General features: G+C 61.1%; 23 protein-coding genes. 6 read left to right on the forward strand and 17 right to left on the reverse strand.

Features of this window, described 5'->3' with window-relative positions; all coding sequences use genetic code 11:
- The first annotated feature begins 1 nt into the window (after position 1).
- The 3 genes from addB to trxA all read left to right on the forward strand — a co-directional run bounded on the left by addB (position 2) and on the right by trxA (position 7,136).
- Positions 2 to 3,190: a double-strand break repair protein AddB gene (addB, locus tag QWE_RS01005; protein ID WP_006724191.1), complete on the forward strand. Its 3,189-nt coding sequence runs from the start codon at positions 2 to 4 to the stop codon at positions 3,188 to 3,190.
- Entirely contained in the window at positions 3,183 to 6,740 is a 3,558-nt protein-coding gene (gene addA, locus QWE_RS01010) for a double-strand break repair helicase AddA (protein ID WP_006724192.1), read from the forward strand. The genes addB and addA overlap by 8 nt, the downstream gene beginning before the upstream one ends.
- Before the next feature lie 75 nt (positions 6,741 to 6,815).
- Positions 6,816 to 7,136 (forward strand): thioredoxin, encoded by a 321-nt coding sequence (gene trxA / locus QWE_RS01015; RefSeq protein ID WP_006724193.1) that lies wholly within the window; start codon positions 6,816 to 6,818, stop codon positions 7,134 to 7,136.
- A gap of 52 nt (positions 7,137 to 7,188) precedes the next feature.
- On the opposite strand, the gene QWE_RS01020 is transcribed toward trxA, so the two are convergent.
- The 8 genes from QWE_RS01020 to QWE_RS01055 all read right to left on the reverse strand — a co-directional run bounded on the left by QWE_RS01020 (position 7,189) and on the right by QWE_RS01055 (position 15,035).
- On the reverse strand, positions 7,189 to 8,529 hold the full coding sequence (locus QWE_RS01020; RefSeq protein ID WP_006724194.1) for a bifunctional folylpolyglutamate synthase/dihydrofolate synthase: 1,341 nt from the start codon (positions 8,527 to 8,529) through the stop codon (positions 7,189 to 7,191).
- 40 nt (positions 8,530 to 8,569) lie between these two features.
- A complete protein-coding gene (accD, locus tag QWE_RS01025; protein WP_006724195.1) occupies positions 8,570 to 9,478 on the reverse strand; it encodes an acetyl-CoA carboxylase, carboxyltransferase subunit beta in 909 nt (302 codons plus the stop codon).
- A gap of 38 nt (positions 9,479 to 9,516) precedes the next feature.
- Positions 9,517 to 10,356 (reverse strand): tryptophan synthase subunit alpha, encoded by an 840-nt coding sequence (gene trpA / locus QWE_RS01030; protein ID WP_006724196.1) that lies wholly within the window; start codon positions 10,354 to 10,356, stop codon positions 9,517 to 9,519.
- Between the two features lie 2 nt (positions 10,357 to 10,358).
- On the reverse strand, positions 10,359 to 11,579 hold the full coding sequence (gene trpB, locus QWE_RS01035; protein ID WP_006724197.1) for a tryptophan synthase subunit beta: 1,221 nt from the start codon (positions 11,577 to 11,579) through the stop codon (positions 10,359 to 10,361).
- Complete coding sequence (locus tag QWE_RS01040) at positions 11,576 to 12,250, reverse strand: phosphoribosylanthranilate isomerase (protein WP_006724198.1); 675 nt, start codon at positions 12,248 to 12,250, stop codon at positions 11,576 to 11,578. Before QWE_RS01040 ends, trpB begins: the two co-directional genes overlap by 4 nt.
- 72 nt (positions 12,251 to 12,322) lie before the next feature.
- Positions 12,323 to 13,081 (reverse strand): M48 family metallopeptidase, encoded by a 759-nt coding sequence (locus tag QWE_RS01045; protein WP_006724199.1) that lies wholly within the window; start codon positions 13,079 to 13,081, stop codon positions 12,323 to 12,325.
- Positions 13,082 to 13,175: 94 nt separating this feature from the next.
- A complete protein-coding gene (locus tag QWE_RS01050) occupies positions 13,176 to 13,607 on the reverse strand; it encodes a DUF2852 domain-containing protein (protein WP_006724200.1) in 432 nt (143 codons plus the stop codon).
- A 144-nt stretch (positions 13,608 to 13,751) separates the two neighbouring features.
- Positions 13,752 to 15,035 carry a polyhydroxyalkanoate depolymerase gene (locus QWE_RS01055; protein ID WP_006724201.1) on the reverse strand — a complete coding sequence of 428 codons (1,284 nt, stop codon included), beginning with the start codon at positions 15,033 to 15,035 and terminating at the stop codon, positions 13,752 to 13,754.
- A 276-nt stretch (positions 15,036 to 15,311) separates the two neighbouring features.
- Between QWE_RS01055 and QWE_RS01060 the strand changes: the two genes are divergently transcribed.
- Positions 15,312 to 15,902: a nitroreductase family protein gene (locus QWE_RS01060; RefSeq protein WP_006724202.1), complete on the forward strand. Its 591-nt coding sequence runs from the start codon at positions 15,312 to 15,314 to the stop codon at positions 15,900 to 15,902.
- Between the two features lie 117 nt (positions 15,903 to 16,019).
- Here QWE_RS01060 and gyrB read toward each other — a convergent pair whose 3' ends face one another.
- The 5 genes from gyrB to QWE_RS01085 all read right to left on the reverse strand — a co-directional run bounded on the left by gyrB (position 16,020) and on the right by QWE_RS01085 (position 21,342).
- Complete coding sequence (gene gyrB, locus QWE_RS01065) at positions 16,020 to 18,455, reverse strand: DNA topoisomerase (ATP-hydrolyzing) subunit B (RefSeq protein WP_006724203.1); 2,436 nt, start codon at positions 18,453 to 18,455, stop codon at positions 16,020 to 16,022.
- Positions 18,456 to 18,596: 141 nt separating this feature from the next.
- On the reverse strand, positions 18,597 to 18,962 hold the full coding sequence (locus QWE_RS01070; protein ID WP_006724204.1) for a helix-turn-helix domain-containing protein: 366 nt from the start codon (positions 18,960 to 18,962) through the stop codon (positions 18,597 to 18,599).
- A complete protein-coding gene (locus tag QWE_RS01075; protein ID WP_006724205.1) occupies positions 18,962 to 19,531 on the reverse strand; it encodes a Smr/MutS family protein in 570 nt (189 codons plus the stop codon). The genes QWE_RS01070 and QWE_RS01075 overlap by 1 nt, the downstream gene beginning before the upstream one ends.
- Complete coding sequence (gene mltA / locus QWE_RS01080; RefSeq protein WP_006724206.1) at positions 19,532 to 20,647, reverse strand: murein transglycosylase A; 1,116 nt, start codon at positions 20,645 to 20,647, stop codon at positions 19,532 to 19,534.
- Positions 20,644 to 21,342 (reverse strand): Tim44/TimA family putative adaptor protein, encoded by a 699-nt coding sequence (locus QWE_RS01085; protein ID WP_006724207.1) that lies wholly within the window; start codon positions 21,340 to 21,342, stop codon positions 20,644 to 20,646. Before QWE_RS01085 ends, mltA begins: the two co-directional genes overlap by 4 nt.
- Before the next feature lie 148 nt (positions 21,343 to 21,490).
- On the opposite strand from QWE_RS01085, the gene QWE_RS01090 reads away from it, so the two are divergent.
- Positions 21,491 to 21,979: an FxsA family protein gene (locus QWE_RS01090; RefSeq protein WP_006724208.1), complete on the forward strand. Its 489-nt coding sequence runs from the start codon at positions 21,491 to 21,493 to the stop codon at positions 21,977 to 21,979.
- A gap of 86 nt (positions 21,980 to 22,065) precedes the next feature.
- Complete coding sequence (gene secB / locus QWE_RS01095) at positions 22,066 to 22,542, forward strand: protein-export chaperone SecB (protein ID WP_006724209.1); 477 nt, start codon at positions 22,066 to 22,068, stop codon at positions 22,540 to 22,542.
- A gap of 49 nt (positions 22,543 to 22,591) precedes the next feature.
- Here secB and dnaQ read toward each other — a convergent pair whose 3' ends face one another.
- From dnaQ to QWE_RS01115, 4 genes are read right to left on the reverse strand one after another with little or no spacing between them, the layout of a single operon-like run.
- Entirely contained in the window at positions 22,592 to 23,293 is a 702-nt protein-coding gene (gene dnaQ / locus QWE_RS01100) for a DNA polymerase III subunit epsilon (RefSeq protein ID WP_006724210.1), read from the reverse strand.
- Positions 23,286 to 23,891, reverse strand: a complete 606-nt coding sequence (gene coaE / locus QWE_RS01105) for a dephospho-CoA kinase (protein WP_006724211.1) — start codon at positions 23,889 to 23,891, stop codon at positions 23,286 to 23,288. The genes dnaQ and coaE overlap by 8 nt, the downstream gene beginning before the upstream one ends.
- Positions 23,888 to 24,748, reverse strand: coding sequence for a shikimate dehydrogenase (locus tag QWE_RS01110; protein ID WP_006724212.1), 861 nt, complete (start codon positions 24,746 to 24,748; stop codon positions 23,888 to 23,890). The genes coaE and QWE_RS01110 overlap by 4 nt, the downstream gene beginning before the upstream one ends.
- Positions 24,741 to 25,340 carry a Maf family protein gene (locus QWE_RS01115; protein ID WP_006724213.1) on the reverse strand — a complete coding sequence of 200 codons (600 nt, stop codon included), beginning with the start codon at positions 25,338 to 25,340 and terminating at the stop codon, positions 24,741 to 24,743. The genes QWE_RS01110 and QWE_RS01115 overlap by 8 nt, the downstream gene beginning before the upstream one ends.
- Positions 25,341 to 25,360: the final 20 nt, after the last annotated feature.

Raw genomic sequence — 25,360 nt, forward strand, 5'->3', positions numbered from 1 at the left:
TATGGTGAGCAAAGCGCCGCGTCTGCTAACAATCCCTCCAGGCCGGCCCTTTCTCAGGACGCTCGCTGAATCGCTGCTCGACGGTCGACTGACCGAGAGTTTCCGCCACGATCCGGCCGATCCGCTATCGCTCGCCGGCGTGACGCTTCTCGTCCCGACCCGCCGCGCAGCCCGCGTTTTGCGATCCGAATTCGTCGATCTGCTCGGCGGGCGAGCAGCGATACTCCCGGATATTCGCACGCTCGGCGAAACGGATGACGACAGTGGCTTCTTCGATCTCGATGCGCCGCAGTTGATGGATCTGGCGCCACCGGTCAGCGGCACGGTGATGCTTCTGGAACTCGCCCGGCTGATCCTGGCCTGGCGCAACCAGCTGCCGGAGATCGTGAGGTCGATCCATTCGGACACGCCGCTGGTCGCGCCCGCGAGCCCCGCCGACGCCGTCTGGCTCGCCCGGGCGCTGATCGAGCTGATCGAAGCAGCGGAGACGGAAGGTTGCGACTGGACGGAATTGGAGAACCTTCAATCGGCCGATTTCGGCTCCTGGTGGCAGTTGACGCTGGAGTTTCTGAAAATTGCGACCCTGTTCTGGCCTGCACGGCTGCAGGAGTTGGTGCGGTCATCTCCGGCACGCCACCGCGACGCCGTGCTCCGGGCCGAGGCTGAGCGCTTCCGCAGGCAGGGTGCTGAGGGTCCTGTCATCGTCGCCGGTTCGACCGGCTCGATCCCGGCAGCGGCCGAGCTCATCGCGGCCATCGCAGAACTCGACCAGGGTGTCGTCGTGCTGCCGGGGCTGGATCTGGACATGCCGGACGAAGACTGGGCGAAGCTTAACGATCGCGAGATTTCGGTGATGCGTCCAAGCCCGGCGGTCCGGGGCCATCCCCAATACGGGCTCGCCCATCTGCTGCGCCATATGAAGCTGGAGCGTGCAGATGCAAAGGTTCTCGAGGCAGCCGACCCGGCACTTGCCGATCGGGCCGAATTTCTGTCGCGCGCCATGGCGCCCGCCGAGGCGACCGACACCTGGAAAGCCTGGCGGCAGGAGATCGCCGATGATCGTGTTCTGGCTGCTTTTCGCGATGTGTCGCTGATCGAGACGGCGAATGAGCGCGAGGAAGCAACGGCCATCGCGATTGCGCTGCGACTGGGGCTTGAAGAGGCTTCCGACAACCCGGAAAGCCGTGTCGCGCTGATCACGCCTGATCGCGCGCTCGCGCGGCGTGTCATGTCCGAATTGGCGCGGTTCGGGATCGAGGCGGATGATTCGGCGGGTACGCCGATGACCGGGACCCAGGCTGCCATGCTGACCCAGGTGGTGGCGGAGGCTTGCCTGCGTCCGGGTGACCCCGTGGCCATCGTCTCGGTAATCAAACACCCGCTGGCGCGCTTCGGCTTCACGGCCGAAGACATGCGCAAGGCTGCCGATGCTCTGGAACGGATCGCCCTGCGTGGCGGCTTGAAAACCATCGATCTTGCGGAACTGGACGTTCTGTTCGCCGAGGGAGTGGACGCGCATCTGGCAGACCGACACCAGCCGCAGTGGCGGATCTCGATCAGCCCCGAGGAAATCGAGCTTGCGCGTGAACTGGCACACAGGGTTACGCGGGCAGTCGAGCCGCTCGTCTCCTCGCTCGTCCGTTCCCGCGATGGACGCGCGCTGTCACAGACGCTGACGCTCAGCGACTGGGCAGAGCGCACGGGCCGCGTGCTCGAAGCCGTCACGGTCGATGAACGGGGCGATCTCGCGGGCCTCTGGGGCAATGCTGCGGGCGAGGCTCTGGCGCGGCTTCTTGCCGAAGTTCTGGAAACAGACGGGCAGATCGAGGCCGATGGAGCGCAATGGGTGGATATCCTAACGGCGCTGATGGCCGGGCAGGCTGTGAAACCGCGGGCCATGCGGCATCCACGCGTCTTCATCTTCGGAACGCTGGAAGCACGTCTGCAGAATGTCGACATGATGGTGATCGGGGGCATGAACGAGGGGAGTTGGCCTGGCCAGACCAAGAACAATCCCTTCCTCTCACGTGTCATGAAGACGGAAGTCGGGCTTGAGCCGCCGGAACGGCAGATCGGCCAGGTTGCCCATGACTTCCAGATGGCCTGCGGCACGCGAAAGCTTATCTTCTCGCGCTCGCTGCGTCAGGGGTCTGCGCCCACGGTAGCCTCGCGCTGGATCCAGCGCCTGACAGCGCTCGGCGGGCCCATGCTGGAAGACGAGATGCGAAAGCGCGGTCAGATCTACCGGCGCTATGCCGACCTGATCGACCAAGGCGAAAGCCAGGCTCCCGCCCAGCGCCCCGCGCCACGGCCGCGCGCAGAGCTACAACCGCGGGCCTTCAGCTTTTCCGAGGTCGGGCGCTTCCGGCGTGATCCCTATTCGATCTATGCGCGGCGTATCCTGCGTCTCGATCCGGTCGATCCCTTCAACCAGGATCCGGGGGCTGCCGAACGCGGGACGCTCTATCACCGGATCGTCGAGCGCTTCATCCGCGAGGACCATGATCCGGCCCGGCTGGACGCGCTCGATATCCTGCACCGGATCACCGACGAGGCGTTTCTGGAGGAAGCCCTGCCGCTGCATATCGACATCGTCTGGCGCCAACGCTTCTACAGTGTCGCCTCGGCATTTCTCGATTGGGAGCGGCAGCGGAGACCGGAGATCAAGCGGTCGCTGACCGAACTGCGTGGCAAGGTCCTGCTGCGCCCTGTTGATATCACCATCAGCGGGATTGCCGACCGTATTGATATCCGGGGCGGCGGCTTTGCCGATATCATCGATTACAAGACCGGCCTCAACCCGAGTGCAAATCAGGCTCGCAGCCTGCTCGACCCGCAGCTGGCACTTGAAGCAGCGGCCCTCTTCGAAGGGGCCTTCAAGTCTGCGGGAGAGGTCAAGCCGCTTAACCTTGTCTATGTCCGTCTGCGGCCCGGCGACCGGTTCTCGGCAGACCAGGTGAACAACGAGATGGCAACACGGGGCGACAGCAAGAAGTCTGCGCTTGAGCTTGCGACGCAATCGGTCGACGAGCTCGGTCGCTTCGTTCAGGCGCTGCAGAGTGGCGAGCGCGGTTACGTGTCCCGCCTCATCCCGGCTGAACAGAACGCCTATGGCGGCGAATACGACCATCTGGCGCGCGTTGCGGAGTGGTCGACGGCGGAAGCCGAGGAAGGAGCCGGCGATGAGTGATCAGCGCTTCGCCCTGGACGAGCTACCGACCGGCAGCGATCCCGCCGCCTGGCTCGGCTGGACGACGCTTGCCCAGTCGCGCGCATCCCATCCCGGCCAGTCGGCCTGGGTGTCGGCCAATGCCGGCTCCGGCAAGACGCATGTACTGACGCAGCGGGTGATCCGGCTGCTGCTGGCAGGCGCCCGCCCTTCGTCCATCCTCTGCCTCACCTATACCAAGGCCGCGGCATCCGAAATGTCGAACCGCGTTTTCGAACGGCTGGCGGAATGGGCGACGCTGGATGATCGGGAACTGGCCAAGCGGATTGCGGCGATCGAGCAGAAGGAGCCGGACCGCGCGACGCTTGCGGCCGCACGGCGACTGTTCGCCAAGGCACTGGAAACGCCGGGTGGTCTGAAGATCCAGACGATACACGCCTTTTGCGAAGCGTTGCTGCACCAGTTTCCGCTCGAAGCGAACGTCGCCGGGCATTTCAACGTGCTCGACGATCGCGCGGCTGTGACCGTTCTCGCCGAAGCACGCCGATCGCTGCTGACGGCCACGTCGACGGAGAATGATGCGGCACTTGCCGAAGCCTTCTCGCAGGTCTTGAGCATCGCCGATGAAAGCGGGCTCGAAGCGTTGATCGCCGATACCGTCGCCAATCGCCATGCGATCCGTGATTTCCGACAACGGGCGGAACGGACGGGTGGCCTTGATGCGACCCTGCGGAAGGGTCTTGGCATCGGCCCGCTCGAAAGTGAGGTCAGTCGCGCCGAGGAATACTGGCCGCTTGCCGGCCTGTCGGGGGGCAATTTCAGCCGCTACATCCAGCTTGCGCTTGAAAAGGGCGGCGAGAAAGTGCGGGCCGTCGCGGAAGTCCTGGAACGGGCACTGGTGGTGTCTGATCCCCTGGAGCGGGCGAAGCTTCTGGACCTGGCTTTTCTGACGGCGCAGGAAGCGCCGAAGGCCGACAGCTCGCTGATTGCAGTCGCCATGACCAAGGTGGCGCCTGATCTCAAGGATGCCGTGATTGCGGCCCGCGACCATGTGATAGCCACGCGGGATCGGCTGCGCATCTTCCGCATGTATGAGGCGACGCGGTCCGCGCTGACGCTGGCCGTGCGTCTCGACACCGACTACGAGGAACTGAAAAAGCGGCGCTCGCAGCTCGATTTCGAGGATCTGATCGTGCGCACCGCCCGGCTTCTGACGCGCGGCGATGTCGGCGCATGGGTGCATTACAAGCTGGACCAGGGCATCGACCATATCCTCGTCGATGAAGCGCAGGACACGAGCCCGGTGCAATGGGACGTCATCCGGTCGCTGCGCGAGGACTTTTTTACCGGGCTGAGTGCCCGGCCGGGGATCCGCACCTTCTTTGCCGTGGGGGACGAGAAGCAGTCGATCTATTCCTTCCAGGGCGCACGCCCCGAGCAGTTCTCGCAGGAAGCGCGCCAGACCGAACGCGCGGTCACGGAAAGCGGGCAGAGTTTCAACACGGTGCGCCTGCCGTTGTCCTTCCGCTCGACGCAATCTGTTCTTGCGGCGGTCGACCAGGTCTTCAGCCTGGCGGAAAACAGCCGGGGCCTCAGTGCCGGCGGGGACCCCGTCATCCACCAGTCGAGCCGCATCGGACATCCCGGCACAGTCGACGTCTGGGACATGATTGCGGCGGAGAAGCAGGAGAAGGACGAGGACTGGACCGCCCCCTTCGACGCGACGCCGGAAAGCGCACCTTCGGCAATCCTCGCACGACGCGTGGCGCATCAGATCAGCCAGATCGTCGGACGCGAGACGATCGTCGAGAAGGGCAACAAGCGGCTGATCCGCCCGGGCGACATCCTCGTGCTCGTTCGCAAACGCGACGGTTTCGTCAATGCGCTGACCCGGGCGCTGAAACGCCCCTACAACATTCCGGTCGCCGGTGCCGACCGCCTGAAGCTGACCAGCCATATTTCCGTGCAGGACATGCTGGCGCTTGGGCGTTTCCTGCTGCTGCCGGGTGACGATCTCTCGCTTGCTTCGCTCCTCAAGAGCCCGCTCTTCAACCATAGCGAAGACGATCTAATGGCGCTCGCCGCCGAACGCCCAGAAGCGCAGAACCTCTGGGCGAGACTGGCTGAGCAGGCTGAGACGGATGGCGCGTGGAAGAAGACATACGAGCGGCTCAATCTGTTTCTCGAACAGGCGGGGGAATTCTCGGTCCATGATTTCTACGCCCGGGTTCTCAGCGTCCATGGAGGCCGGCGGGCCTATCTCGGGCGCCTCGGCTCGGAGGTCAGCGACATCCTCGACGAGTTCCTGACCTTTGCGCTCGCTTTCGAGACCAGCGGCCTGCCCGGGCTGCAGTCCTTCGTTTCGACGCTCGAGATGGAAGCGCCGGAGGTCAAGCGCGAGCAGGACAAGGAACGCAACGAAGTCCGGATCATGACTGTTCATGCCTCGAAGGGACTTGAGGCGCCGATCGTGTTCCTGATCGATGGCGGCTCGAAGCCCTTCAATTCGAACCATGTCTCAAAGCTGCGGATCATCGGGAGGGCTGAAGGCATGCCCTTCCCGATCTGGGTCCCGTCGAAATCCCTCGGCAATTCTGTCGCCGCTGCCGATATGGATCAGCGCAAGGACCAGGCCGAGGAGGAATATCGCCGGCTGCTCTATGTCGCGATGACGCGCGCTGCCGACCGTCTGATCGTTGGCGGCTATCGCGGCGTGCAGGACACGGGCGAGATCTGGCACAAGATGATCGCGCGGGCGCTGAGCGCCGACGAAACGCGCTGCAAACAGGTCGAGTTCACCGGGCCGGATGGCAGCTGGGCCGGATTGCGCTGGTCTCTCGGCGAGGCAGAGCATGATCTCCCCGTCACGGAAGAGCGCGCTGAGGCTGAGGAGGGCCATAGCCTGCCCTCGACGCTCTGGAACCCGTTGCCGCCCCCGGTCAGCCTGCCGAGACCGCTCAGCCCATCGGGTGCCGGCAGCATCACCGTGGACGAAGACGAGGATGTGCTGACGGCCTCGGCGCTGTTTTCCGCGTCGGAGAAAGCGGATCTCGCCCTCCAGCGCGGGCGGCTCATCCATCGGATGCTGCAGAACCTGCCGGGCTTTCCGGAGGGTGACCGCCGTGAGGCAGCCGAGCGTTATGCAGAACGTGCGGCCCGGTTCTGGCCGGTAGAGCAGCGGCAGAGACTGGTTTCCACCGTGATCACCGTTCTCGAAGACGAGGCGCTTCGCCCGCTGTTTGACGCCGGCAGTCGCGCGGAAGTTTCAGTTATGGGCACAATGCGGCTGAAGGGAGAATTGCGTGCGGTCTCCGGCCGGATCGACCGCATGACAGTGCTTGCGGATCGGGTGATCATCGCCGACTACAAGACCAACCGGAATCCACCATTGGAGGCCGCACAAGCCCCCCTTTCCCATCGGGTGCAGCTCGCCATCTATCGCGAGATCCTGCAGCCGCTTTATGCCGGCAAACGGATCGAATGCTGGCTAATCTACACGGAAAACGGCAGCCTCATTCCGCTCGATGACAGCCTTCTTGAGCGGTCCCTTGCCGACCTCGAAACATCGTGAGATACCGCATATTGAAATCGCTGCCGCCCGGCATCACATATCTAGTCAATTCCGTATTTATGAAGGGAGAGCCCCATGGCTACCGTTAAAGTCGACAAGTCCAATTTCCAGGCCGAGGTGCTCAACGCTTCCGAACCGGTTGTCGTGGATTTCTGGGCCGAATGGTGCGGCCCGTGCAAGATGATTGCACCGAGCCTCGAAGAAATCTCCAACGAGCTCGCCGGCAAGGTGAAGATCGCCAAGCTCAACATTGATGAGAACCCGGAACTGGCTGCCCAGTTCGGCGTTCGCTCGATCCCGACGCTGGCCGTCTTCAAGGGTGGCGAAGTGGCTGACATCAAGGTGGGTGCGGCTCCGAAGACCGCGCTGTCCAGCTGGATCGCCGGCGCGGCATAAGCCTCCCGTTATTGATGAACAAAGAAAACGCCCGGTTTTCGCCGGGCTTTTTTCATGTCGGGATGGTGCCGTTTTCGGCGAGCACATTGCCCGCCAGATAAAGCGAGCCACCGATCATGATGCGGGGCGGAATTCCGCCTTCGCTGCGTTCGCGAATGGCATCGAGTGCCTGGCCCACGGAACTCATCGGCATAGCCTTCAGGCCGGCTTCTGCGGCGGACTGGGCGAGCGCCACCGGATCGAGGCCGACGTCCGAGCCAAGGATCGGGACGGTGTAGACATTCTGGGCGATATCGACAAAAGCGCGGAAGAAGCCGATCGGGTCCTTGGTGTTGATCATGCCGATCACCAGATGCAAAGGCCGTGCCTGGCGCTCCTCCATGGCTGCCATGGCTTCGGCGATCACCTCGCCCGCACCGGGATTATGGCCACCATCGAGCCAGATTTCAGCGCCGACCGGTGCGCGCTCCACCAACCGACCTTCGGTCAGTTTTTGCAGGCGACCGGGCCACTCGACCGAAAGCATGGCCTTTTCGGCTATCTCCTCGGTGACGGAGTAGCCGGCTGCCTTGACCGCACGGATTGCTGTTGCGGCATTGCCGATCTGGTGACGACCTGGCAGACGCGGCAGGGGCAGATCCATCAGGCCGAATTCGTCCTGATAGACGAGACGACCGAATTCTTCATACGCCAGGAAATCCTGGGCAAAGACGGTCAGCGGACAGCCGAGGCGCTCGGCCGTGCTGATCAGCACATCCTTGGCACCGTCGAACTCTTGATGGCCGATGACCACGGGCATGCAGCGCTTCATGATTCCGGCCTTTTCAGCGGCGATCAGTTCGACGCGATCGCCGAGATAGGCCTGATGATCGAGGGAAATCGGCTGAATGATGCAGACAGCCGGCTTTTCGACGACGTTGGTGGCGTCGAAGCGGCCGCCGAGACCGACCTCAAGCACAACCACATCGGCAGGCTGCTCGGAAAAGAGAATGAAGGTCACTGCCGTCAGGATCTCGAAGACGGTGATCGGCTTGCCGCCATTGGCATCGGCCACGCGGCGAAGGGCATCGGCAAACAGTTCATCGTCGACGATCTGACCGGGACCACCCTTGACGCCGATGCGATAGCGCTCGTGCCAGCGCACCAAATGCGGAGAGGTATGCACATGGACCGCTAGGCCCTGAGCCTCGAGAAGCGCGCGGCAAAAGGCCGTCGCAGAGCCCTTGCCATTGGTGCCGGCCACATGAATGACCGGCGGCAGTTTCAGATGCGGGTTGCCGAGCACTTCGAGGAGGCGGCGGATACGGTCGAGCGAGAGATCATAACCCTTGGGGTGCAGCCCCATGAGTTTTTCGATCTCGGCATCGGCCTGACTGACGATGGGGGCTGTCATCACATTCGTTCCGCGAGCGCGGCCTCACAGAAAACGCGGCTCAGGCCGAGGCCTTCTCGACCGGCTCCGCCACCTTCGCAGGGACCGCCATGTCGTTCGCAGGGCGCTTGGTCATGATCTTCAGGACGCGCGCCAGCGTGTCCGGAATGTCGTGACGCTTGACGACCATGTCCACCATGCCGTGTTCCAGGAGATATTCGGAGGTCTGGAAGCCTTCCGGCAGCTTCTCGCGGATCGTCTGCTCGATAACGCGCTTGCCGGCAAAGCAGATCTCGGCACCGGGCTCTGCAATGTGGAGGTCGCCTAGCATGGCATAGGATGCCGTCACGCCACCGGTTGTCGGGTTGGTCAGGACGACGATGTAGGGCTGGCCGGCTTCCTTCAACATGTCGACGGCAACCGTCGTGCGCGGCAGCTGCATCAGCGACAGGATGCCTTCCTGCATGCGGGCGCCACCCGAAGCCGGGAACATGACGAGCGGGCATTTTTCCTTGATGGCGCGCTCGAAGGCCTTCACGATCGCTTCGCCAGCGGCAATGCCGAGCGAACCGCCCATGAAGTTGAACTCGTGGACGACGGCGACGAGCTTCAGGCCCTGCACCGTGCCGACACCGGCAACGATCGTGTCTTCCTGATCCGTCTTCACGCGGCTGTCACGAAGACGGTCGGTGTATTTCTTGGAATCGCGGAACTTCAGCGGATCCTGCGCGACTTTCGGCTGCGGCAGCGCCTCGAACTGGCCATCGTCGAAGAGGTCGATCAGGCGCGACTTTGCCGGCATCTTCATGTGATAGCCGGAAGCCGGGATGACCCACTTGTTCTCTTCCAGATCCTTGTGGAAGACCATCTCGCCCGTTTCCGGGCATTTGATCCAGAGGTTTTCCGGAACTTCGCGGCGGCCCAGCATGGAATTGATGCGCGGGCGCACATAGTTGGTGATCCAGTTCACGCGGCTTACTCCTGATATTTAAAGCCCATATGGGGTGCTTATTCGGCAGCAGCAAGGCGTGCAGAGCGCACGCCGCTTGCCAGTCCGCGCACCAGCGTGGCAACGGCCTGAACCGTATCCCCCGTCGCTTTTCCATCGGCTGTGAGGTTGGTGGCAACCTGATTGACGATCGCGGTCCCGACCACGACGCCATCGGCATTGGCGCCGATCAGGCGGGCATGCTCCGCGGTCTTGACGCCGAAGCCGACGCAGATCGGCAGGTCCGTATGCGCCTTGATGCGCTGGACGGCGCCGGCGACGCGCGACGGATCCGGCAGCGACGAGCCGGTGATGCCGTTCATCGAGACGTAATAGACGAAGCCCGAGGTGTTCTTGAGAACGGTCGGCAGACGCTTGTCGTCGGTCGTCGGTGTTGCCAGGCGGATGAAGTTGATGTCGCGGCTGCGAGCCGGAATGCAGAGCTCGTCATCCATTTCCGGCGGCAGGTCGACAACGATCAGGCCGTCGATGCCGGCCGCAAGCGCATCGTCGAGGAAACGCTCGACGCCATAGACGTAGATCGGGTTGTAGTAACCCATCATGACGATCGGCGTTTCATTGTCCGTCTTGCGGAATTCGCGCGCCAGGTCGAGCGTGCGCACGAGGGTCTGGCCGGCCTTCAGAGCCCGCTGACCGGCAAGCTGGATCGCCGGGCCATCAGCCATCGGATCCGAGAAGGGCATACCGAGCTCGATAACGTCCGCGCCGGCTTCTGGCAGGGCCTTCATGATCGCAAGCGACGTGTCGTAGTCCGGATCGCCACCCATGAAATAGGTGACGAGTGCCGGGCGGCCTTCAGCCTTCAGGGCAGCGAAACGTTGGTCCATACGCGCAGTCATGATCAGAGCCCCATACCGAGAATCTTGCCGACAGTGAAGATGTCCTTGTCGCCGCGGCCGCAGAGGTTCATCACGATGATCTGGTCCTTGTCCATCTTGGGCGCGCGCTTGATGACTTCGGCGAGCGCGTGGCTCGGCTCGAGCGCCGGGATGATGCCCTCGGTGCGCGTCAGCATCTGGAAGGCCTCAAGGGCTTCGTCATCCCTGATCGGCACGTATTCGACACGCCCCATGTCTTTCAGCCACGAGTGCTCGGGGCCAATGCCGGGATAATCGAGGCCGGCGGAGATCGAGTGACCTTCCTTGATCTGGCCGTCGCCGTCCTGCAGCAGATAGGTGCGGTTGCCATGCAGAACCCCGGGCGTGCCCGCAGTCAGCGAAGCGCAGTGTTCTTCGCCTTGGAGACCCTTGCCACCGGCTTCGACGCCGACGATGCGGACACTCTCGTCATCGAGGAAAGGATGGAAGAGACCGATCGCGTTCGAACCTCCGCCGACAGCTGCGATCAGCATGTCCGGCAGGCGGCCTTCGGCAGCCAGCATCTGTTCGCGCGTTTCGCGTCCGATGACCGACTGAAAGTCGCGGACCATTTCTGGATAGGGATGTGGGCCGGCGGCGGTGCCGATCATGTAATAGGTGTCGTCGACATTGGTGACCCAGTCGCGCAACGCCTCGTTCATCGCATCCTTCAGGGTGCCATGGCCAGCCGTGACCGGCTTCACTTCGGCGCCGAGGAGCTTCATGCGGAACACGTTCGGTGCCTGGCGCTCGACGTCGGTCGCGCCCATGTAGACGACGCAGGGGATGCCGAAGCGGGCCGCGACCGTGGCCGATGCCACGCCGTGCTGGCCGGCGCCAGTTTCTGCGATGATGCGGGTCTTGCCCATGCGCTTGGCAAGTAGGATCTGGCCGAGGCAGTTGTTGATCTTGTGCGAACCGGTGTGGTTCAGCTCGTCGCGCTTGAAGTAGATCTTCGCGCCGCCCAGTTCTTCCGTCAGACGCTCGGCGAAATAGAGCGGGCTCGGACGACCGGTGTAGTGGGTGTTGAGATGCGCCAGCTCTGCCTGGAATTCCGGATCCGTCTTTGCCTTTTCCCATTCCGCCTGCAGGTCGAGGATCAACGGCATCAGCGTTTCGGCGACGAAGCGGCCGCCGAAAATGCCAAAACGGCCGTCTTCGTCTGGACCTTCACGGAAGGAATTGGGTTTCGGTGACTGGTTCACTTGACACTCCCTGAAACCGGCTGTGCACGACTTGCCTCGGCAACGGCCGCAAAAAACTCGTCCATCATCTGCAGATCCTTGACGCCCGGCGCAGATTCCACGCCGGAGGACACGTCGATCGCCCGCGCTCCGGTCTCCCGCAGGGCTTCTGCGATGTTGGCCTTGTTGAGGCCTCCGGAAAGCATGTAATCGACGCTGTCGTCAAGCGAACGCAGCAGACGCCAATCGAAGGTCACGCCATTGCCGCCAGGCAAATCGGAGCCCACCGGCGGCTTGGCATCAAAAAGAAAACGATCTGCAATACCGATATAGGGCTCGATGCGCCTCAAATCATCGGCGTCGCGGATGGAAAATGCCTTGATGATCGGCAGGCCGGTGACCGCCTTGACGGTCAGCAGGCGTTCCGGGCTCTCGTGACCATGGAACTGCAGGATATCTGGACGCATCAAGGCGATGATCTCGTCGAGATCGTCGTTATCGGCGTCAACAGTTACCGCGACGCTCTTCACACGGCCGCGAACGCGATCGGCGAGTATGCCGGCGATGTCGGGCTCGATGTTGCGCGGGCTCTTTTCGAAGAAGATGAAGCCGATATGGCTCGCGCCGCGGTCGGCCGCACGATCGACCGCCTCCGGCGTCTTCAGTCCGCAGATCTTGATATCGGGTCTCATGGCAGCGAAGTCGCACGAAATCAAAAAAGAGTCGAGCCAATTTGCGACAGAGGCTGAAAGGTCGCGGGTTACTCAGGCAAAGTCTATCGCGTGCAGGGTCGAGCCGTGACGCTTGAGCCAAGCCTTGGCTTCATCCATACGTGGGCAGAGCTCCTTGCAGAGTGCCCAGAAGGCCGGACCGTGGTTCATTTCGCGCAAATGCGCGACTTCATGAGCGGCGAGATAGTCGATAACCAAAGGCGGCGCCATGACGATGCGCCAGGAAAAGCTGAGCTTTCCATCCCAGGAACAGGATCCCCATCTGCTGCGGGTATCCTTCAGCGTCATGTTCTTCACAGGCTTGCCGACATTCCTGGCGTGCAGGGCTACGAGGCGCTCAAGATCGTAACGTGCCTCCTTTTTCAGAAAGTCGGCGACGCGACGCGGAAGGTGGTCCTCAAGGCCGCTGACGCTCAAGATATGGCCAATTTCACTGTCGATCGATTGGGTGAGGCCACGCAACTGACCCGTATGAACGATGCGGTGGGGAACGCCCCGAAGCAGTATCTCCCCGCCATCTTCGATCGCGCCGGCTGTTTTCTGGCGCTTGAGCTTGGTGCTGAGCCAGCCCTGGTGGCGATCGAGAAAGTCGTCGATGTCCCGTTCGCGCAACCCCGGGGGAATGGTCATCTTCAAAGCGCGCCCGCCAGGCTCGATCCGGAGCGTGATGCGGGTCGCGCGGCTGTTCTTTCTGATGGTCAGCGGGATCGACCGACCATCCACGGAAATCGCCCGCTCCAGCTGGATCGCCGGGGCTCTCTGTGGTGTCAGCTTTTTCAGCAGGGGAAACATGGGGGTGTTGTAGCCGATTCGGGGTCTCTTCTTGCAACGAAAAAAGGCCGGCGCAAGTGCGCCGACCCCTGTTGCGACAGGATGGCTCGACCGGTCAGTTGCCGGTGAAACCCTGGGCGGGACCGCCCTCGCCTGAAGTTTTCATCTGCTGGCGATCGCGCATGAAGCGGTCGAACTCTTCCTGGTCCTTCGCCCGACGCAGTTCGCGGGCGTAGTTGTCGAATTCGGCGCGCATCTCATCGAGACGGCGACGCTCTTCGTCGAGACGCTCTAGCTCTGCCTTGCGCCAGTCATCGAAGGCGACATTGCCGGTCGGGGCGGAGGTGCTGTAGCTGTTGGTGCGGCACCAGGCGAAGGCGTTGTCCGCCTTACGATTGGCTTCGCGCTTGAAGTTCTGGAACTTCTCGCCGAACAGGATGTAGGCAAGCATGGCCAGACCGAGCGGCCAGAAGACCACGAAGCCGAGCACCATCAAGGCGACGGTTGCCGGAGTCCAATCCGGCCGGAGCAGTGCTGACTGGTTCATCATCGATAACCTCGTTTTGCGCGGACGGCGAAATGCCGCCCGATAGTTTCGATGTGGGAAATGCCGCCCTGCCCTTCAAGAAAGAAGCGGACCCAATCGGAGAACCGACTGAATCCGCTTCTTAAATTCGGAATGACGAAAATGTCAGAGAGCCTTGCCGCCCTTGATGACGCGCTTGACCGGGGTCGTGGTCTTGGCATTCTTGCCGTGTGTGCGAGCGAACTCGACAATGCGCGGCGCGATTTCGCGGCGGAAACGCGAGCCATTGAAGACGCCGTAATGGCCCACATCCGGCTGCATGTAATGCAGGCGCATATCGTTGGGGATGTTGGTGCAGATCGTCTGCGCCGCCTTAGTCTGGCCCAGGCCCGAGATATCGTCGTTTTCGCCTTCGACTGTCAGAAGCGCGACGTTGCGGATCGCTGTCGTGTCGACGCGCTTGTTGCGATGCATCATCTCGCCCTTGGGCAGGGAGTGCTTGATGAACACCGTCTCGACGGTCTGGAGATAGAATTCCGCCGTCAGGTCCATGACCGCCAGGTATTCATCGTAGAAGTCGCGGTGCTTCTCGGCCGAATCCCCGTCATTCTTGACGAGGTGCACGTAGAAGTCCTTGTGCGCGATCATGTGCCGATCGAGATTCATCGACATGAAGCCCGAGAGCTGCAGGAAGCCAGGATAAACCTGACGCATGAAACCGGGCTGAGGCCACGGCACCTGCATGATGACGTTGTCGCGGAACCATTCGAGCGGCTTGTCCTGAGCCAGCTGATTGACGGCCGTCGGATTGATGCGCGTGTCGATGGGCCCACCCATGAGGGTCATCGAGGACGGTGCGCAGACGTCCCCCTCACCTTCCATGACGGCGACAGCGGCCAGTACGGGAACCGAAGGCTGACAAACGGCGACGACATGGGTGTCTGGACCCAGATGATGGAGGATGTCGATGACATAGTCGATATAGTCGTCGAGATCGAAATCGCCTTCGGTCACCGGGACCATACGGGCGTCGATCCAGTCGGTGATGTATAGATCAGCACTCGGCAGCAGCGCCTCGACCGTCCCGCGGAGCAAAGTCGCGTAGTGGCCGGACATGGGAGCAACGATAAGGATGCGCGGGCCTTTTTCAGCGCCGGCCGGAAGATGGCGCTTGAAGTGAATGAGGTCGCAGAAGGGCTTGCGCCAGACGATTTCTTCCTCGACCGTGACGCTTTCATCATCGATCCGCGTTGTCGGGAGACCGAAGGCCGGCTTGCCATAGCGGCGTGTCACACGTTCGAAAACTTCAAAGCCCGCTGAGAATGAACGCCCGACGACCGTATGGGACCACGGGTTAAGCGGGTTTCTCCAAGCCAGGTTCATTGCGTCCGCTGTTGCCCGGAATGGTGCCATGAATGCATGGTTCAATTCATAGAGCTGATAGAACATGGGTTCTGTACCTTTGTGTCGGACCAGGCTGGCCCGCGTTCATTCGCTACACTAACAGACTTTGTGCATCGCAAAAGCCCGGATTATCCCTCCTTTCGCAGCACACAATGTCTCATGACTTCGGATGATGTTCGAAAAGCCTTAAAGTTCCTCCCCTGGCGCGGGGTTAATCAACGATCACAGTGTTCACCCTAATTTGCAGGCCGGACCCTTTCCGAGGCTTGCGAATTGATGTTTGTTCCATCGGTCATCCCAAGACACGAGTGAAGGAACACCATGACCAGCAGCAATCACCGCAAGTCCGAATACAATGTCGATCCGATCTTTCTCGATCGATGGTCGCCGCGTGCCTTTGACGGAAGCACGATGCCGAAGGAAGATCTCCTGACCATCCTCGATGCCGCACATTGGGCGCCCTCGGCGTTCAACTACCAGCCCTGGCGTTTCATCTACGCCCTGAGGGGAACGCCTGACTTCGACAAGTTCTTGAATATCCTGATCGAGTTCAATCAGGGCTGGGCCAAGAATGCAGCTGCGCTCGTCTTCATCTTTTCCGACACTTTAAGCCGTCCGGCTGACGGATCGGAGCCGAAGTCCTATCGCAGCCATAGTTTCGACGCGGGTGCGGCCTGGGGTCTGCTCTCGCTTCAGGCGATGAAGTCCGGCTATTTCGCGCATGCGATGACTGGTTTCGACTTCGATCGGGCCGTCTCGGAGCTTGGCGCGCCTGATGGTTTCCACATCAATGCAGCAGTGGCCATCGGCACGCTGGGTGACAAGGAAGCTCTGCCAGAAGGTCTGCGTTCGAAGGAAACGCCGAATGGGCGCAAGGCTCTGGCTGAGGTGGCATTCGAGGGGCGTTTCTGAGCGCCCGTGTTTATGGTTTCACGTGAATCACGTTAACCATCCGATCAACTAAACCTGTTGATCACGAAAAAGGGCCGCTCCTCGGGAGCGGCCCTTTTGAATTGCGCTCTGAAGACCTCAGATATCGAGGTTCGCGACGCTCAGCGCGTTGTCCTGAATGAACTCACGGCGTGGCTCGACCTCGTCGCCCATCAGGCGCGAGAACAGGCCATCGGCATCGGTCGCGTCGTTGACACGGACCTGCAGTAGAGAGCGAACGTTCGGATCGAGCGTGGTCTCCCAGAGCTGCTCAGCATTCATTTCGCCGAGACCCTTGTATCGCTGCATGGAGAGACCCTTGCGGCCGGTTGCGAAGATCGAATCCAAAAGCGCGCGCGGGCCCGGCATGTCGCTACGGCCGTCCTTCCGGGTGAGTACCGGCGGTTCGGAATAGATCTCGCGTAGGCGCGCGGACATCTGGTCCATGTGACGAGCGTCGGCAGAGCCGATCAGGGCGACATCGACGGAGGCCACTTCCTTGACGCCACGAACCATGCGCTCGAAGCGAAGGCCGCCTTCGTCGGTGACGAAACCCTGCCAGCCGCGTTCGGTGTCTTCGGCGATCATGTCCAGTCGGCTTGCGACGAGCGCTGCTGTCGCTTCCGCCTGCTGGCGGTTGCCCGTCAGCTCCGGGTTCAGCGCGCCGGCGATCGCGGCCTGCTCGATAACGTTGCGGTTATAGCGGGAGTGGAGACCGTCGATCAGCGAACGGATGCGCAGCGCGTCCTGGATCACGTCGCGCAGATCCTGTCCGGCGCGGACCTCACCATTGGCGAGCGTGAGTGTCGCCTCTTCGAGACCCATGGTGATCAGATAATCTTCCAGCGCCTTCTCGTCCTTCAGGTACTGAACGGACTTGCCGCGCGAAACCTTATAGAGCGGCGGCTGGGCGATGTAGAGATGGCCGCGCTCGATGAGCTCCGGCATCTGGCGGAAGAAGAATGTCAGCAGAAGTGTTCTGATATGCGCGCCGTCGACGTCAGCATCGGTCATGATGATGATCTTGTGATAGCGCAGCTTGTCGGCGTTGAACTCGTCCTTGCCGATCGAGGTGCCGAGCGCCGTGATCAACGTGCCGATTTCCTGGCTCGACAGCATCTTATCGAAGCGGGCGCGCTCTACGTTGAGGATCTTACCACGCAGCGGCAGGATCGCCTGATTTTCGCGCGAACGGCCCTGCTTTGCCGAGCCGCCTGCCGAGTCACCCTCGACAAGGAAGAGTTCAGACTTTGCCGGGTCACGTTCCGAGCAGTCGGCGAGCTTGCCTGGCAGCGAGGCGATATCGAGGGCACCCTTGCGGCGCGTGAGTTCGCGCGCCTTGCGGGCAGCTTCGCGAGCGACCGCAGCCTCGACGACCTTGCCGACGAGGATCTTGGCTTCGGTCGGGTGTTCCTCGAACCAGGTGCTCAGCGCCTCGTTGACGAGGTTTTCAACGACCGGTCGAACCTCGGACGATACGAGCTTGTCCTTTGTCTGGGACGAGAACTTGGGATCCGGAACTTTCACGGAAAGGACAGCGGAAAGGCCTTCGCGGCAGTCTTCGCCCTGCAGCGTCACTTTTTCCTTCTTGGTGATGCCGGAGCTATCCGCATAGGAGGTGACCTGGCGGGTCAGTGCCGCGCGGAAGCCGGCCATGTGAGTGCCGCCATCGCGCTGGGGAATGTTGTTGGTGAAGCAGAGGACGTTTTCGTGGTAGCTGTCGTTCCACCACATCGCGACTTCGACCGTAATGCCGTCCTTCTCGCCCTTGATGGCCACCGGCTTGTCGACGAGCGGCTTCTTCGAGCGATCGAGATAACGGACGAAGGCTTCAAGACCGCCGTCATAGAGCATCTCTTCCTGACGAATGTCGGATTTGCGCTTGTCGGTGAGGAGAATGCGAACGCCCGAGTTCAGGAACGCGAGTTCGCGCAGGCGATGCTCGAGCGTTCCATAATCGAAATCGACATTGGTGAAGGTCTCGGTGCTGGGCAGGAAGGTCACTTCCGTTCCCGAACGGCCCTCATATTCGCCGATCACTTTCAGCGGGCCATCGGCTACGCCATGGGTGAAGCTGATTTCGTGCAGCTTGTTGTTGCGGCGGATCTTCAGAATGAGCTTTACCGAAAGCGCATTGACGACGGATACGCCGACGCCGTGCAGACCGCCGGAGACCTTGTAGGAATTCTGGTCGAACTTACCGCCAGCATGCAGCTGGGTCATGATGACCTCGGCGGCGGAGACGCCTTCGCCCGTGTGAATGTCCGTCGGAATGCCACGACCGTTGTCAGTCACGGTGACGGAGCCATCGGCATTCAGCGTGACGGTGACGATGTCGGCATGACCGGCCAGCGCTTCATCGATCGCGTTGTCGACGACTTCGTAGACCATGTGATGGAGACCGGAGCCGTCGTCGGTATCACCGATATACATGCCGGGGCGCTTGCGGACGGCGTCCAGTCCCTTCAGAACCTTGATCGAATCCGCGCCATATTCGGCCGGTCCACCATTCTCCGCGATCGGCAAGTCGGTCATTCAGCAATCTTTCCAGTCAATTCTCAAAGGCCCGGCTGATTCGAATCAGCAGCTTCAAGTGGCCCGACTATAGGGGTTTTGGCCTGAGTTCCAAAGGCGAGGGCGTCGTTTCTCGTGGATAGATTGGGCTTTTCAACCCCTTCAAGGCCGTTTTTTTGCGCTATCCAGAATATCCTGCATTTCTCCTATCACATCGGGAGAGAGCTGGCGAATCAGCTTCGCCAGATCGTTGGCGAAGGCCGTATATTCCGGCTTCATTCCTGAGGTATCGACCACCACGCGGGGATCGGAACGGCCCGCCGTCGAGAAGAGCTCTTCGGCCTCGTCCCAGATGATGTTGAAGTAGCCAGCAACACGCTGGAGAAAGTCGAAATTGGGCAGGCCGCGCCTGCCGTGTTCAAGTGCCGAGAGATAGGCGGGCGAGACCCCGATCGCTGCGGCCATCTCCTTCTGAGAGACGCCCTTGCGTTCCCGCAATTGCCGCAACGCATCACCGAAGGGCGTCATCAGCGCTCCTGTCCGCGGTGGGAGAGCCGCACATAAAGTGCCCCCTCCCCGCCATGCTGACGTGCCGCAGGCTCATAGGAGGAGATCAGGAAACGGAATTCCGGCAGGGAAAACCAGAGCGGCACCGCGCGCTTCAAGGCGCCTTCACTCCCAAGCGAGCTTCCCTTGCCGGTGATGACGAGGACGTGGCGCAGACCCCGATCATGGGCCCGGATGAGGAAATCGAGCAGCATTCCATGCGCTTCACTCTGGATCAGCCCGTGCAGATCGATCCGCGCTTCAAGCGCCAGATGACCGCGAGAGAGCTTGCGCTTGACCGGCTTTTCCAGGGGATGGTGGATTCGGGGTGCTGGCTTACGCTCAGGATCAGTAGCTGAGGTCGAGGTCGAGGTCGACGATGAGATGGCGGCACGATTGAGCGCGGGCACGACCTTCTCTTCGACTGGCGCCTCGAACTGCTCCTCGAAACTCAGCAGGTCTTCCATACGCCCGGGCATCGGGCGGGTCGAACGCGCAACCTTGCCCCAGAGGATGCGATCTTCCGGATTGAGCTTTGGTCCACCCGACACTCAGACAAACCTCTCTGCCGCCTGCTTCGGGATGAGTATATAGAAGTCGGCCGCGTTGCGCACGGCCCCCGCCAACTCGCCTGCCTCATCTCCGGAGCCCGTGAAGATATCTCCACGCGCGGGTCCGACGATCGCTGACCCGGTATCGAGCGCCAGCATGGTCCGGGCGAAATCGCGTCCGCCATCCATATGCGTCAGCCCCTTGGCGTGGATGAAAAATGGAAAGCCGAAGGTGTGGATCTGGCGATCGACCGCAAGTGATCGGCCCGCGATCAGCGGCACCTTTGCGGCGGCAATCGGTCCTCGGGTGAGGTCGTTGACCTCCGCTTCCCGGAAGAAGATGTAGGATCGATTGTGCCAAAGGATCTCGTCCACTCGGTCCGGATGAGCAGCGAGCCAGGCCCTAATCGACTGCATGGAGATATCCGCCTCCGGGATCTCGCCCTGGTCAATCAGAAGGCGCCCGATGCCGGAAAAGGGGTGCCCGGCCTTTGCCGCATAGGTTATCCGTCGGACGCGTCCATCGGGATATCGTAGTCGTGCAGCACCCTGGACATGGGCAAAGAACACATCGACCCTCGAGCGGGCCCAGGCAATTTCAAGCCCCCTGCCCTCAAGCCAGCCGTGATCGATGTCCCGACGATCCGGATAGGGCTTCAGGCCATTGTCGGTTCGAAGGGCAAAGGCGTAACCGGCCTCAAGGTCGGCTGGCCGATTGCCATCATCCACGTCCACAAGATCCAGAGGACGGCGATAGAAGGGGTGGCGGTATTCGTCGTCAGGCCGATCGCTGACGGCGACCTCCGGCTCGTAAAAGGCCGTAAGTAGGCCTGCGTTTTGGCCGCTGGGCTCGACCAGAAAGGGTCGCGTGTGCTGTTCGAAGAAAAGCCGCGCCTGAGCTGCGTTGTCCGGACTGTGCGTCGATGCAGCGTCCAGCAGAGGCATCAGATCTTCGGCGGTCAGTCCGAAAGCACCTGGCTTATATGGTTTGACCGACTGCAGGTATCTCCTACAGTCGGTCAAGGCAGGCCAGAGTGATGAAGTATCGTCAGATGACCAGCCGGGCAGATCATCGAAGGAAACCGGCCTCAGGCGACAGGCGCTGAGATCGTTCATTGTTCTGCTTCGGTCGCGATCAGCTTCCAGTTCGGATCGCGCGAGCGCACATCGCGGGCGAAGGTCCACACGTCGTTCACCTCGGATACCGCCTCGGCATCGCCGTCGATCATGGCACCTGCATTGTCGTATGTTGCCGTGATCAGCTGGCTGACGATGCGAACGGTCACCTGCTCCTCGTTTTCACGAGCGGATGCCTGGATGATGTCCGCCTTCTCGATGCCGACAAATGTCGACTTCACGACCTCGCCGCGGCTCTCGCGATCGGCGATTGCGCTTTCGAAACCGTCAAAGACTTCGCGGGACAGAAGGCCTTTCAAGGTCTTCCTGTCGCCATCGGCATAAGCCATGACGATCATCTCGTAGGCAATCTTCGCACCGTTAAGGAACTCTTTCGGGCTGAAGCTCGGATCGTGGTGTAGAAGCTCGCGCAACTGATCGTTCAGGGGCGTGCCGGCAGGTGCATAAGCATCTACAGCGACAAACCGATCTTCAGCGTTACCGTCCTCGCGGCGCGGAAGGGTGACAACCTTGCCATCGTCGCGCGCTGCTCCCTTGGCCAGATCACGCTGTGCGAACGGATCGAACGGCGGCTTTTCGTGGCCCGTGCGTCGTCCAAGAACGCTGCGGAGCTGAAAGAAGATCAGAACCGCTGCGACCAGGAAGAACAATGTAACGAAATCACTAGACCCCATGAATACCGCCAGGCTTGATTGAATTTGATTTTTCCTTCTCCCATATAGTCCGGAGCGCTGCATCATTCAAATGGCGCAATGCATTCTTTGCATCGAGTAAGCGCCGACTCTTGCGATATCCGGATCACAAAGGCGTTTGGAGCAGCCCATGCGCCTTCCCCTGGTGCTTTTTCTCATCGCACCCCTCGTTGAAATCGCCAGCTTTATCCTAGTTGGGCAAGCCATCGGTGTCTTGCCGACCCTCGGGTTGATCATTCTTGCGGCTTTCGCAGGTGTCATACTGCTCCGCTATCAAGGGGCGGGTATCCTGCGCCGATTGCGGAGCGAGGCGCAGCGCGGCCTCGATCCGGGACGGGAACTGGTTCACGGCGCCCTTCTGGTGGTGGCTGCCTTCCTTCTGATCGTGCCGGGCTTCTTCGGCGATGTCATCGGAATTCTGCTCTTCGTGCCCTTCGTTCGCGATCTCGCCTGGCGTCTGATCAAGCCGCGGGTCGTTGTCCGAAGCACGTATTCTGAGGCCGGTTTCAGGACGAGCCGCCCTAAGGACGAAAATGTGGTCGACCTCGGCGACGACGAATATCAGCGCGAACCCGACCAGAACTCGCCCTGGCGCGATCCACGGATCGGCCGCGAGTGACCCCCTGACGCACCGGCGCGCAGGGTTGTAAGCGCAAGTTTCAAATGTTAGATGGCCTTAGCAATTCATCTTCAAGGACACGCCCTATGGCCGACAACAATCAGGGAACGGCTTCTCCGTCCCTCAACATTCTCGCCCAGTACATCAAGGATTTCTCGTTTGAAAATCCAGGTGCACCCCGCTCGCTTCAGGCGCGCGACAAGGCGCCGGCCATCAACATCAATGTCAATGTCAATGCAAACCCGCTTTCGGACACCGACTTCGACGTCGTCCTGGCGTTGAATGCAGAAGCCAAGGATGGCGACAAGGTCGTGTTCGTCACCGAACTCATCTATGGCGGCGTCTTCCGGATTACCGGCTTTCCGCAGGAACACATGCTGCCAGTTCTCTTCATCGAGTGCCCGCGGCTGCTCTTCCCGTTCGCTCGTCAGATCATCGCCGACGCGACCCGCAACGGTGGCTTCCCACCGCTGATGATCGATCCGATCGACTTTGCCCAGATGTTTGCTCAGCGTGTTTCCGAGGAACAGTCTCGCGCAAAGACGCAGGCTGCACCGAACTGAGTGAGCGTTCCGTATTTGCCAGAGCAAAGGGCCCTCGCGGGCCCTTTTTTCATGCGTCGTATTTCGACCAGATAGCCTTGCCGCCAAGGCGGCCGACGAGTTTCGCGTGACCTTCCACTTCCGCTGCGGACAGGCGGGGCGCAAGAGCACGCGGACGATCATAGCTGATCTCGATCACATCATCGATTTCGTTCGACTGGTTCCGCCGCGTCTCGATGGTCGTCAGACCCAGTGCGGCCTGCCGACCACCCAGCATCTCGATATAGACTTCGGCGAGCAGTTCGGAGTCGAGCAGAGCGCCGTGCTTCGTACGATGCGAGTTGTCGATACCGTATCGACGGCAAAGAGCGTCCAGCGAGTTCGGCCCCATCGGATGTTTGCGACGTGCGAGCGCCAGAGTGTCTATCACCATGTCGGAGGGGACCGGCGCGAGGCTCAGACGCTCGAACTCGGCGTTGATGAAACCCATGTCGAATGAGGCGTTGTGAGCGATCCACTTGGCCCCATCAAAGAATTCCTGGAGGTCGGAGACGATCTCGGCGAACACCGGCTTGTCTTTCAGAAATTCGTCAGTGATGCCGTGCACCGCCAATGCATCGGGATGGACCTTGCGGTCGCCGGGATTGATATAGACATGAAATGTGCGACCGGTGGGAAAGTGGTTGAGCAATTCGATGCCACCGATTTCGATGACCCGATCAGCCTTGTTGTCGAGCCCGGTCGTTTCCGTGTCGAAGATGATCTCACGCATTGTCCGTCCGTTCCGCCTGTTCGCGTAGTTCTCTGACGATCGTTTTGACCTGCGCGCGCGCGCTGTCAATCCCGTGACCTGTGTCGATGACGTAATCGGCCCGGACACGCTTTTCTGCATCCGGAACCTGCCTCGATAGGATCAGCTGAAATTTCTCTTCCGTCATTCCCGGCCGTACCAGCACTCTTTCTCTCTGCAGCTCAGGTTCGCAACTGACGACAACGATCCGGTCCACACGCTTTTGGCCACCGGTCTCGAATAAGAGGGGGATGTCGAGAAGGACTAGGGCATGGCCGAGTGCGCTTTGCCGATCAAGGAAAGCGCGTTCCTTGTCGCGCACGAGGGGATGAACGATGGCCTCGAGCTCCTTAAACTTAGCCGGATTCTTTGCCAGATTCGCCGACAGCTTCGCACGATCGACAATGCCGTTGACGATGGCATCGGGAAAGAGGCCCGCAATGGGTGCCACGGCTTCCGACCGATACAGTTCGTGAACCACGCGATCAGCGTCATTGACGGGCACACCCTCGTCGGCAAAGAGCGCGGCAGTCGTGGACTTGCCCATGCCGATCGAGCCTGTGAGCCCCACGATAATCATGCATGCGCCTTGATGTCATCGAGCACGAGCTGGCGCAAGGCGGCGGTAACTTCGGGCTTTTGTCCGAACCATCGTTCAAACCCCGGCACAGCCTGATGCAAAAGCATGCCCAGACCATCGACCGTCGGCAGACCAATCTGCTCTGCCTGTTGAATGAACGGCGTCTTCAGCGGCACGTAGACGATATCGGTGACAACGGCATCTTCCCTCATCCTGTCGAAGGGAAGAACGGGCGCTGCCGTTCCATCCATCCCGAGGGATGACGTGTTCACGAAGAGCCCGGCGCCCTCCAGGAGGGAGTTAAGGGCGTCCATCCCGTGAGCTTGGAGCGGTGCCCCGAAGCGGTCTACGAGTTCCTGCGCGCGCTCGACGGTTCGGTTGACCACGTGAACTTCGGGTATGCCACGATCACGAAGAGCCTGCAGAATGGCGCGGCTGGCGCCCCCTGCTCCCAAGACCACAGCGCGTTCGACCTTGTCCCATCCCGGGTGCTGCGAATTCAGATTGGCAACAAAGCCGATGCCGTCGGTGTTTGTCGCATGCAGAAGCCCGTCTTCCCGCCAGAGCGTATTGGCCGCTCCGAGCTCTTCGGCGACCGGGTCTATCCGATCGGCAAGCTTGCTCGCGGCCTCCTTGTGCGGGATCGTGATATTGCCACCACGATAGGGACTGTCCGCGTCTTTTAAACGAAGCATGAAGTCTGCAAAGTCCTCCGGCGCAACCGCGATCTTGTCGTAGGAACCGGGCAGACCATAGGTTTCGAGCCAGTGCCCATGGATCATTGGTGAGCGAGAATGCTTGATTGGATAGCCGGCGACAAAAGCACGGGGCAAAAATGTTTCACGTGAATCACGCATGGTTAATCTCATGCTCACGAAGAGCCGCGAGGAGCGGCAGAAGGGGTAGACCAAGGATGGTGAAATAGTCACCGGCAATCGCATCGAAGAGCTGAACGCCCTCCCCTTCGAGCTGATAGCAGCCGACGCTAGACAAGATCGAATTGCAATTCCGCTCGACATAGCCGTCCAGGAACTCATCCGAGAAATCGCGAACCTGCATGCAGGCCTTCGTTATATCGCTCCAGAGCAGTTCGCCATCCCGAACCAGACAGACTGCGCTGTTCAGGAAGTGCGCCTTCCCCCGCAGGCTGATCAGGGTCTGCCGGGCTTGCTCAAGAGAAGCCGCCTTGTGAAAGATCCGGTTGCCGAGAGACATGGTCTGGTCGCAGCCAATGACGAAGGCGCCTGGAGAGCGCTTCGACACATTCATAGCCTTGGCCAATGCCAGATGCCGGGCAACCGATACGGGGTCTCGTCCTGCGAGCGGCAGGTTTTCCTCGATCGCTCTTTCATCCACCGTTGCAGGCATCGCGACAAAGTCGAGGCCGGCATTTTTGAGGAGCATCTGGCGCGCCGTGCTGCCCGACGCGAGAATCAAGGGTGAGCCCATGCTGAGACCTTCGTGATGGC

Source organism: Agrobacterium albertimagni AOL15 (assembly GCF_000300855.1).
In the GTDB taxonomy this organism is placed as follows: domain Bacteria; phylum Pseudomonadota; class Alphaproteobacteria; order Rhizobiales; family Rhizobiaceae; genus Allorhizobium; species Allorhizobium albertimagni.

Bases quoted from the DNA above. Each gene is read 5' to 3' on its own strand.
- addB (WP_006724191.1), top strand. From the start codon at position 2: ATGGTGAGCAAAGCGCCGCGTCTGCTAACAATCCCTCCAGGCCGGCCC.
- addA (WP_006724192.1), top strand. From the start codon at position 3,183: ATGAGTGATCAGCGCTTCGCCCTGGACGAGCTACCGACCGGCAGCGAT.
- trxA (WP_006724193.1), top strand. From the start codon at position 6,816: ATGGCTACCGTTAAAGTCGACAAGTCCAATTTCCAGGCCGAGGTGCTC.
- QWE_RS01020 (WP_006724194.1), bottom strand. From the start codon at position 8,529: ATGACAGCCCCCATCGTCAGTCAGGCCGATGCCGAGATCGAAAAACTC.
- trpA (WP_006724196.1), bottom strand. From the start codon at position 10,356: ATGACTGCGCGTATGGACCAACGTTTCGCTGCCCTGAAGGCTGAAGGC.
- QWE_RS01040 (WP_006724198.1), bottom strand. From the start codon at position 12,250: ATGAGACCCGATATCAAGATCTGCGGACTGAAGACGCCGGAGGCGGTC.
- QWE_RS01045 (WP_006724199.1), bottom strand. From the start codon at position 13,081: ATGTTTCCCCTGCTGAAAAAGCTGACACCACAGAGAGCCCCGGCGATC.
- QWE_RS01050 (WP_006724200.1), bottom strand. From the start codon at position 13,607: ATGAACCAGTCAGCACTGCTCCGGCCGGATTGGACTCCGGCAACCGTC.
- QWE_RS01055 (WP_006724201.1), bottom strand. From the start codon at position 15,035: ATGTTCTATCAGCTCTATGAATTGAACCATGCATTCATGGCACCATTC.
- QWE_RS01060 (WP_006724202.1), top strand. From the start codon at position 15,312: ATGACCAGCAGCAATCACCGCAAGTCCGAATACAATGTCGATCCGATC.
- gyrB (WP_006724203.1), bottom strand. From the start codon at position 18,455: ATGACCGACTTGCCGATCGCGGAGAATGGTGGACCGGCCGAATATGGC.
- QWE_RS01070 (WP_006724204.1), bottom strand. From the start codon at position 18,962: ATGACGCCCTTCGGTGATGCGTTGCGGCAATTGCGGGAACGCAAGGGC.
- mltA (WP_006724206.1), bottom strand. From the start codon at position 20,647: ATGAACGATCTCAGCGCCTGTCGCCTGAGGCCGGTTTCCTTCGATGAT.
- QWE_RS01085 (WP_006724207.1), bottom strand. From the start codon at position 21,342: ATGGGGTCTAGTGATTTCGTTACATTGTTCTTCCTGGTCGCAGCGGTT.
- QWE_RS01090 (WP_006724208.1), top strand. From the start codon at position 21,491: ATGCGCCTTCCCCTGGTGCTTTTTCTCATCGCACCCCTCGTTGAAATC.
- secB (WP_006724209.1), top strand. From the start codon at position 22,066: ATGGCCGACAACAATCAGGGAACGGCTTCTCCGTCCCTCAACATTCTC.
- dnaQ (WP_006724210.1), bottom strand. From the start codon at position 23,293: ATGCGTGAGATCATCTTCGACACGGAAACGACCGGGCTCGACAACAAG.
- coaE (WP_006724211.1), bottom strand. From the start codon at position 23,891: ATGATTATCGTGGGGCTCACAGGCTCGATCGGCATGGGCAAGTCCACG.
- QWE_RS01110 (WP_006724212.1), bottom strand. From the start codon at position 24,748: ATGCGTGATTCACGTGAAACATTTTTGCCCCGTGCTTTTGTCGCCGGC.
- QWE_RS01115 (WP_006724213.1), bottom strand. From the start codon at position 25,340: ATGGGCTCACCCTTGATTCTCGCGTCGGGCAGCACGGCGCGCCAGATG.